This window comes from Psychrobacter sp. 4Dc (assembly GCF_002836715.1).
In the GTDB taxonomy this organism is placed as follows: domain Bacteria; phylum Pseudomonadota; class Gammaproteobacteria; order Pseudomonadales; family Moraxellaceae; genus Psychrobacter.
The window spans coordinates 1-8,401 of sequence record NZ_PJAT01000012.1; the positions used below are offsets into that span (position 1 = coordinate 1).

The 8,401-nt window shown below is 43.1% G+C and carries 7 protein-coding genes and 1 tRNA gene; 5 read left to right on the plus strand and 3 right to left on the minus strand.

Features of this window, described 5'->3' with window-relative positions:
- Positions 1–361 precede the first annotated feature (361 nt).
- Positions 362–1,711 (minus strand): MBL fold metallo-hydrolase, encoded by a 1,350-nt coding sequence (locus tag CXF61_RS01075; RefSeq protein WP_165596840.1) that lies wholly within the window; start codon positions 1,709–1,711, stop codon positions 362–364.
- A 356-nt stretch (positions 1,712–2,067) separates the two neighbouring features.
- Here CXF61_RS01075 and CXF61_RS01080 point away from each other — a divergent pair, with 356 nt between their 5' ends.
- From CXF61_RS01080 to CXF61_RS01095, 4 genes are all read left to right on the plus strand, one after another.
- The gene (locus CXF61_RS01080) at positions 2,068–2,430 is read left to right on the plus strand and encodes an ArsR/SmtB family transcription factor (protein ID WP_165596841.1); all 363 of its coding nucleotides are present in this window, start codon (positions 2,068–2,070) and stop codon (positions 2,428–2,430) included.
- A 44-nt stretch (positions 2,431–2,474) separates the two neighbouring features.
- Positions 2,475–2,882 carry an arsenate reductase (glutaredoxin) gene (gene arsC, locus CXF61_RS01085; protein WP_057760920.1) on the plus strand — a complete coding sequence of 136 codons (408 nt, stop codon included), beginning with the start codon at positions 2,475–2,477 and terminating at the stop codon, positions 2,880–2,882.
- Complete coding sequence (gene arsH / locus CXF61_RS01090) at positions 2,869–3,642, plus strand: arsenical resistance protein ArsH (RefSeq protein WP_165596842.1); 774 nt, start codon at positions 2,869–2,871, stop codon at positions 3,640–3,642. The genes arsC and arsH overlap by 14 nt, the downstream gene beginning before the upstream one ends.
- 64 nt (positions 3,643–3,706) lie before the next feature.
- Complete coding sequence (locus CXF61_RS01095) at positions 3,707–5,017, plus strand: arsenic transporter (protein ID WP_193834154.1); 1,311 nt, start codon at positions 3,707–3,709, stop codon at positions 5,015–5,017.
- Positions 5,018–5,580: 563 nt separating this feature from the next.
- On the opposite strand, the gene CXF61_RS01100 is transcribed toward CXF61_RS01095, so the two are convergent.
- Together CXF61_RS01100 and CXF61_RS01105 are read right to left on the minus strand one after the other, a co-directional pair.
- Positions 5,581–5,656: transfer RNA gene (locus tag CXF61_RS01100), tRNA-Asn, on the minus strand.
- Between the two features lie 256 nt (positions 5,657–5,912).
- The gene (locus CXF61_RS01105) at positions 5,913–7,115 is read right to left on the minus strand and encodes a pyridoxal phosphate-dependent aminotransferase (protein WP_165596844.1); all 1,203 of its coding nucleotides are present in this window, start codon (positions 7,113–7,115) and stop codon (positions 5,913–5,915) included.
- A 551-nt stretch (positions 7,116–7,666) separates the two neighbouring features.
- Between CXF61_RS01105 and CXF61_RS01110 the strand changes: the two genes are divergently transcribed.
- Positions 7,667–8,401 (plus strand): SDR family NAD(P)-dependent oxidoreductase (locus CXF61_RS01110; RefSeq protein ID WP_165596845.1); only part of this gene is annotated, 735 nt, incomplete at its 3' end.

Consider the following 8,401-nt stretch of genomic DNA (forward strand, 5'->3'; position numbering starts at 1 on the left):
GAATTTAAACCTTTGGGTTTAAGCAAGTTTCGCCTCAAGCATTAGATTGTTTGAGGTTTTTTTGTGTCTGTTTTTTATGTATCTATGTTTTATGAGTTACAAGTCAGGTAAGCAAGTACAGTAAGAATTAGAATTTAGAACTACGATTTATATGTATTTAAGTCATATCACTTAGAAGTCAGCTAAAACGACAACCCTTCTTTTATATCAGTCTTATATTGAATAAAAGAAGGGTCCTTGTACTTATTTTAGGTATAGCATATCTTAGTTACAGCACATTAAAATTCCTCTGCTTAAAACGCATTGTTTAAAAATTGAGCCGCGTTTTAGCTCATTGTAGATTTTAGTTAAGGGTAAAGAGTTACTCATGCGTTGCTTGCCATGCGCCCATTGACCCTAGATAGATATCAATGTTCTCAAAACCTCGACTAGCGAGCCACCCTGCTGCTATTGTTGCCCGAGCACCACTGGCACACATCAAGGTATAGTGGCGACTTTGGTCAAGCTCATGCCAACGCTCGTTCAGATGACCAACATAGATATGCTGTGACCCTTCGATCGCATTAGTATTTCTCTCATCGATATCGCGTACATCGAGCAATGTCCAGTTCTGAGCATTATTAAGGCGACTCTCTACCTCGGTTGTATCGATCATAGGGGTTTGCTGCATCTTCTCGCCTTTAGCAGCGGCAGGGACGACACCCACATAACCACCTATGACATTATCAAAAGCAATACGTACCAGATGCTCCATCGCAGTCGCCAGTTGTTCTTCATTAGAGGCTACCAGTGCCAAGCTTTGTCCTTCCTCGATAAACCATCCAGCAAACGCAGGTAGCATATTGACAGGTAAGCTCATAGAACCGGGCAGGTGTCCTGACGCATACGCCATTGGTTCACGAATATCGATGAGATGATCAGCATCGCAGTCATTTAGCTGTTTGAGGGAAAGGTTACGCGGACGCATAACCACTGGAGGCGCTTCACCACCTTCCATATTAAGGTGCTCCATCAATCTGAAATAAGGCGGCTGATAATGGTTTTCGCTAGTCTTGAGGTCAATAAACGTCTCACGATCGGTAATCTGTAAACGTGGGTTGTTGATTCTTTCGTGACCGACGGTAGAAAACTCACGTTCCGCCATGCCTGAACCACAGACTGATCCTGCACCATGAGCTGGATAAATAATCGCCTGATCACCGAGCGCTAAAATGTCTTGTAAAGAGTCATAAAGTAAACCTGCAACTTCTCTACGACGCTCAGGATAGAAGTCAGTACGACCGACATCACCTACAAAGAGCGCATCCCCAGTAAAAACGCCAACAGCCCTATCTGGGTACGCCGTGTCAAACAGCGCATAAGCAATATGATCATCAGTATGGCCAGGCGTTTCTAAGACACGGATTTCTAATTGGCCAATTGAAAAGCAGTCTCCATTACGTACTGTCTCAGCGTAGACAACAGGTTGTTCTGGATTAGGTCCATGCAAAACTGTTGCCCCTGTCATTGCGGCCAACATAGGTGCTCCAGAAACCAAATCCTCATTACGATGTGTCTCAAAAATATGAGTAATCTCAAGTCCTGCTGCACGCGCTTTTTCTACATATATCGCACAGTCACGACGTGGATCAATTACCGCTGCTTGACCGCCAGAGCCTACCAAGTAGGATAAGTGCGAAAGTCCAGGGGTCTTAATTTTCTCTAGTAGCATGGTCATTTCCTTATTGTTGTTTTAATCATAATAGTTATTTTAATCAGGTTTATTGGCAGTACAGAGCGAGAGCTACCAGCCAAATTTAGTTTTACTGTTGCATAAACTCTTATTCAATCTAGCATGAACTTATAAGTGTCATCAATATACAATAACATATATTAAACTTGTTATTTACATAAGGCCAAACGTAGAGAGTTTTAGGTTGAAAAGGTGAGGTGATCATTATTTCCACTATTTAGTTAATTGCTTTTACTTGTTGATATATATAGGTTAATTACACAGAGATATCTCTTTTAGAATAAAAATATCTGTAAAACATTGAATTATTTTAATATGTCTGTATTATTGGACATATGGAAATAACTAATGCTATCGCAAGCTTTGCTGCGCTCTCTCAAGATACTCGTTTAAAGGCTTTTAAGCTGCTTGTCAGCCATGAGCCTGAAGGCCTACCTGCGGGCGAAATAGCCCGTCAGCTCTCTGTTCCTCATAACACAATGTCAGCCCACTTAGCGGTGCTAGCACGGGCAGGATGGGTGGTCTCACAGCGTCATAGCCGACAGATTATCTATCGTGCTTCGCTATCACATATGGATAACGTCATCCAGTTCCTGCTGCAAGATTGCTGTGCGGGACATCCAGAATTGTGTGCGTCACTCATGGATAGCCTGAGCGGGTGTAGAGTAAATGAGTCTGCTGAGCAAGGTAATGATTAAACCAATTATCAATTCAATAAATACATAAAATAGGTGTAAACACTATGAAGCCATTAATTTTTCATAATCCTAAATGCGGAACCTCTCGTAACACGCTTGCCATTATTAAAGCATCAGGTGAAGAGCCAGAAGTGGTGGAATATCTGAAAAATACACCAACCCGCGACCGTTTAGTTGAACTATTGGCACAAATGCAGATTTCGCCTAGAGAGCTATTAAGAAGCAAAGAAGCTATTAATGATGAGCTTGGTCTGGATAATCCTGAGTTGTCTGACGATCAAATTATCGATGCCATGATAGCGCATCCTATTTTAATCAACCGTCCTATCGTAGTGACTGATAAAGGCGCTGCTCTATGTCGTCCGTCAGAGCGTGTGTTTGAATTACTAGCCAATCCAGTAAGTAGCTTTACAAAAGAAGACGGCGAGGTTGTTACTCATGACAAACACTGAGGTTGACCAAACATTAGCCGTTGATCCTACTGTTTCGCCAGAATTTAGCTTAGACGATTTGCCCAATATTGATATAGATAATCTTCAGCCTATCGATGTTGATTCTTTGGTTGCGCCAAATGACTCACGTCATCCGCCAAAAATACTAGTGCTATACGGTTCTGTCCGTGCACGCTCGTTTTCTAGATTGGCCGCTGAAGAGTCTAGCCGATTGCTACGTTGGTATGGTTGTGAAGTAAAAATGTTTGATCCATCAGGCTTGCCGTTGCCTGACGATGTAGACTCAGACCATCACAAAGTGCAAGAGTTACGGGAGCTGGCGCAGTGGTCAGAAGGTATGCTGTGGGTGAGTCCAGAGCGTCACGGCAGTATCACCAGTATCATGAAAGCGCAAATCGACTGGATACCGCTGTCCCTAGGTGGCGTGCGTCCAACTCAAGGTAAAACCCTAGCACTGATGCAAGTCAGCGGCGGTAGTCAAAGCTTTAATACGGTTAATCAGATGCGTATTCTTGGGCGTTGGATGCGGATGATCACTATCCCCAACCAATCTTCGATACCCAAAGCGTTCTTAGAGTTCAACGACGACAATCGCATGGATATGTCTCCGTTATATCTGCGTCTTGTCGATGTCTGTGAAGAGCTAGTGAAGTTTACTTGGCTCACACGCGGACGTTCAGATTATCTCACTGATCGTTATTCAGAACGCGTTGAGAGTGCTGAAGAACTATCGAGCCGCGTCAATCAAAAATCGATCTAACCCCCTAATCGATCTAATTCCCTATATTAAATCGGCTGAATAAAGTCAGCTTAAGTAAGGTCGTATAATGCTTGCATTTGCTATTTTTGTGGTCACTTTAGTCTTAGTTATCTGGCAACCTAAAGGATTGGGCATCGGCTGGAGCGCCATGGGTGGTGCTTTAGTCGCGTTAGCGCTTGGCGTCGTGCAGTTATCAGACGTGGGTATTGTCTGGGATATTGTCTGGGATGCGACCTTTACTTTTGTAGCGCTGATTATCATCTCGCTTATCTTAGATCGAGCAGGGTTTTTCGGCTGGGCAGCATTACATGTGGCACGCCTTGGTAATGGGCAAGGACGTTTATTATTTCCGATGATTGTCATATTGGGTGCCTTTATTTCTGCCTTTTTTGCCAATGATGGTGCAGCGCTACTACTGACTCCGATCGTCATCGCTATCTTGCTACGTCTGAAATTTTCGCCACCATCAGCGTTAGCATTTATCATAGCGACTGGTTTTATTGCTGATACGGCAAGTCTGCCGTTGGTCACCTCAAATTTAGTCAACATTGTCAGTGCCAATTATTTCGATATTGGCTTCGGTCGTTATGCGGCGGTGATGGTGCCAGTCAATATAGTGTCTGTATTAGCGACGCTACTGGTGTTGTGGGTTGTCTATGCACGTCATATTCCAAAAACTTACTCGACTAGCGAGCTAAGCGCTCCAGAGTCTGCTATTACCGATCCATTGGTGTTCCGAGCTGCTTTTCCACTATTAGGTTTGCTACTGGTCGCCTATTTTGCAACAGAGTCGTTGGGGTTGCCTATTTCACTGGTCACGGGCATCGCTGCTGTTGCACTAATGGCAATCGCTGGTCGTATATGGCAAGGGGGGCATGGTGCGGTAGTCTCTGTAAGCGATGTAGTACGTAAAGCACCTTGGCAAATCGTACTATTTTCAATTAGTATGTATCTAGTGGTATACGGTCTGGGTAATGCAGGACTTACGGCCTATGGTGCGCAAGTACTCAACTGGTTGGGTCAACAAGGCGCAGTCATTGCTACCGTTGGGACTGGGTTTTTATCAGCGATAGTTGCTTCTGTTATGAATAATATGCCAGCGACCCTAGTCGGCGCGCTTGCAATTGATCAAGCACAAGTGCCTGCAGCAACACGAGAGCTGATGATTTATGCCAATGTCATCGGTAATGATTTAGGACCTAAGTTTACGCCGATTGGTAGTCTGGCTACTTTACTATGGCTACATGTATTGGCAGAGAAGGACTACAAAATCAGCTGGAGACAGTACATAAAGATTGGTCTACTGATCACGCCGCCTGTGTTGTTAGTGACACTGTTAGCATTGGTATTCTGGTTACCAATATTGCCAAGCTAAGTTAGCCAATAGAGAACTTGCTACAGTAATGTTTTATCGTGACTATGATATTTACTTTTAAATATCATGGTCATAATCAAGTATGAGATAAAGTAGTTATTAGCGCTTATCAAAATGGTAAAATAGATAATCAATATTAGGGTCTGTTGAACATCCAAATATTAGGACTGCTGATCGCGAAAATCGCATCAAACTAGGCGTAAACCGACGATAATGTCGAGACCTTAACTAGGCTTGCAACAACGTTTGAGGTGATTTTAGCATCAGCCTTGAGAACGGATCGAGTAAAGCACTGCTTTGCCCGTTTGCAAGACGAGAGCTGTGCTCGAGTGGAGGACAGGGCTATTTTTTGCCAATACATGGCGAAATTGTCTAACCTATAACGACTAGGCGTCAAAAATTTCACTGCGTATTGTCTAAAAAATAGTCACTGCCAGTACCACATTTGAATGTTCAACAGAACCTAAATGATACGCATAAAAAAACCCTCATCAAATTGATGAGGGTTTTGGCAAATGCCATAATTGAATCAAAGTTGACTCAAGAAAATTACTACTAAAATGTGGCTCTCCAACCTGGGCTCGAACCAGGGACACACGGATTAACAGTCCGTTGCTCTACCAACTGAGCTATTGGAGAATAGGCTGTAAGTGTTTAATCGCTTACAACGAGCCTTAGAAGTCTCTAACGAGTTCTTGCTAAGTGGGGCGTATTCTAGCAAAGTTAAAAAATACGTCAAGCCTTTTTTTGCATAATTAGTAAAAATTGTCAGTTTAATGATGAGATAGCGTGTTTTTCCTAGTTATGCCCAAGACTCGCGTAAAAAAAGACGCCCTATAGAATGTATAGGGCGTCTTTTTTATGAACAGCGGTAAGACTCGTTGCTCTTTACGATTTATTCAGCAACGTCTAAGTCAGCCACTGCTTTTTCGATACGCGATAGGGCGTCTTTCAATGTTGCCTCATCAGTAGCGTACGAGATACGCATATAGCCGCCAAGACCGAATGCATCGCCAGGTACAACTGCTACGCCTACTTTGTCCAATAACCATGCTGAGAATTCAGTACATGATGACAGGCCAGCCGCTTTGATTAGCGGTACGATATTTGGGTATACATAGAATGCGCCATCAGGGCGCAAGCAAGTAATACCTTTAATGGCATTTAGACCATCTACGACTAGGTCACAGCGTTTCTCAAAGGCGGCTACCATCGGCTCTAGTACGCTCTGATCACCACTGATAGCAACTTCGGCAGCCACTTGACTGATTGATGTTGGGCATGAAGTAGACTGTGACTGTACCTTTTTCATAGCGCCGATTAGCTTAGCAGGGCCACCCGCATAGCCGATACGCCAGCCTGTCATCGCATACGCTTTAGACACGCCGTTCAAGATGATTGCGCGATCTTTTAGCTCAGGTGCCGCGTTTAAGATATTGTAGAACTTATCGCCTGTCCAGCGAATGTGCTCGTACATATCGTCTGAAGCTACATAAACTTGTGGATGCTTTTTCAATATTTCAGCGATGGCCTTTAGCTCATCTAATGTATAAATCATACCCGTTGGGTTAGATGGGCTGTTTAATACCAACAATTTAGTTTTATCAGTAATCGCTTCTTCTAGCTGCTCAGGGGTGATTTTGAAGTCTTGCTCAGCTGGACATTTGACGATGACTGGCACGCCTTCTGCGATGATAACCATGTCAGGATAGCTGACCCAATATGGTGCTGGGATGATGACTTCGTCGCCAGGATTGATAAATGCCTGGGCAAGGTTAAAGAATGACTGCTTACCACCGACCGATACTAGGATTTCGTTTGGCTCATAGCTGATGTCGTTGTCACGCTTGAATTTCTCGATGATGGCTGTTTTTAGCTCTGGCGTACCATCGACAGCTGTATATTTAGTAAAGCCATCATTGATTGCATCGATCGCTGCTTTTTTGATGTGTTCAGGGGTGTCAAAATCAGGTTCACCAGCGCCCAAACCGATAATATCTTTACCAGCTGCTTTTAGCTCTTTGGCTTTATTGGTAATTGCTAGCGTAGGTGATGGTTGGATGTTGTTGACGCGGTCAGACAGTTGCAACTCGCTCATGAGAGATCCTTTTTTATATGAGGGTGGGGTTGGTGAAAATCTGATATTAATTATATAACGTTTTCATTGCTATCAGGACAAGATGTCATGCAGTTTGAAAAAAGATAGTGTTATCTTACCTTGATACGGCGGTCATTCGATTATAGATGATGCTGATGATGCATCGGCAAACGACGCGATTGCTAGTTTTTGCATTGTAGCATGCTGATATTGAGCTGTCTTATGACGCTAGTAACAGAATATTGTGTTGTTGCTTGTGATAGCAGGGTACTTGTGAAAATGACAAATAAAACGCTGAGATTAAGCTTAAGCCTATATGATTGCGAAGACACAACAATAAACCTGTAGCCGACCACTATAATTATTTAGATTTGTTAAATAAAATGGCTTATAGCTTAATGAAATGCGACCAATGATATCTGCCAAGAATAATGATAATAGCTAGCTGTTATCAAAAATCTAAATTTTCATTGAGCAATCAGTTTAAGAGCATTAATTTCATATTATGAAAATACTTAAAAAGATAAAAATACTTAAAAAGGATATTTACGATGACAGATTCTACTGAAAAATTACATATTCTCATTACTGGGGCGACGTCAGGCATTGGTAAGCAGTTGGCAAAAGACTATTTGCTAGCAGATCATCATGTATATGCGGTCGGCCGTGACGATGAAGCGTTGACTGAACTTCAGGCTTTAGGCGCAGAAACGATTGATTTAGACCTCATGGATCGAGAAAAGGTCATCGAAGCTTTTGAAAAAATCGACAATGTCGATCTAGCAATTTGCGGTGCTGGCATGTGTGAGTACTTAGATATGCCGAACTTTGATAGCAGTGTGTTTATGAAAGTAATGTCGGTCAATATGGGCACGTTGTCTCATGCGATCGAAGGAGTGCTGCCAAAGCTAATTGCCTCAAAAGGTCGCTTGGTCGGTATCGGTTCAGCGTCTGCTTATGTGCCTTTTGCGCGCGCTGAGGCCTATGGTAGCTCAAAAGCTGCTATCCATTATCTGATGAAGACCCTACAGATTAGCCTTGCTCCGTATGATGTGTCAGTCAGCTTAGTCGTACCTGGTTTTGTTGAAACGCCGATGACCAAACAGAATGACTTTCCGATGCCGTTTATCCAAACGCCAGCGCAGGCCAGTCACGCCATACGAGACGGTATCGAAAGCGGGCATGATGTGATTGAATTTCCGAAAAAACTAACCATGCCTTTAAAAGCATTGGGTACGCTGCCTGATTTGGTCTGGCAGCAAGTTAGTGAAAAACTTAATAAAAAA

Excerpts from the sequence above, each read along its gene's own strand:
- CXF61_RS01075 (WP_165596840.1), bottom strand. The coding sequence starts at position 1,711 with ATGCTACTAGAGAAAATTAAGACCCCTGGACTTTCGCACTTATCCTAC.
- CXF61_RS01080 (WP_165596841.1), top strand. The coding sequence starts at position 2,068 with ATGGAAATAACTAATGCTATCGCAAGCTTTGCTGCGCTCTCTCAAGAT.
- arsC (WP_057760920.1), top strand. The coding sequence starts at position 2,475 with ATGAAGCCATTAATTTTTCATAATCCTAAATGCGGAACCTCTCGTAAC.
- arsH (WP_165596842.1), top strand. The coding sequence starts at position 2,869 with ATGACAAACACTGAGGTTGACCAAACATTAGCCGTTGATCCTACTGTT.
- CXF61_RS01105 (WP_165596844.1), bottom strand. The coding sequence starts at position 7,115 with ATGAGCGAGTTGCAACTGTCTGACCGCGTCAACAACATCCAACCATCA.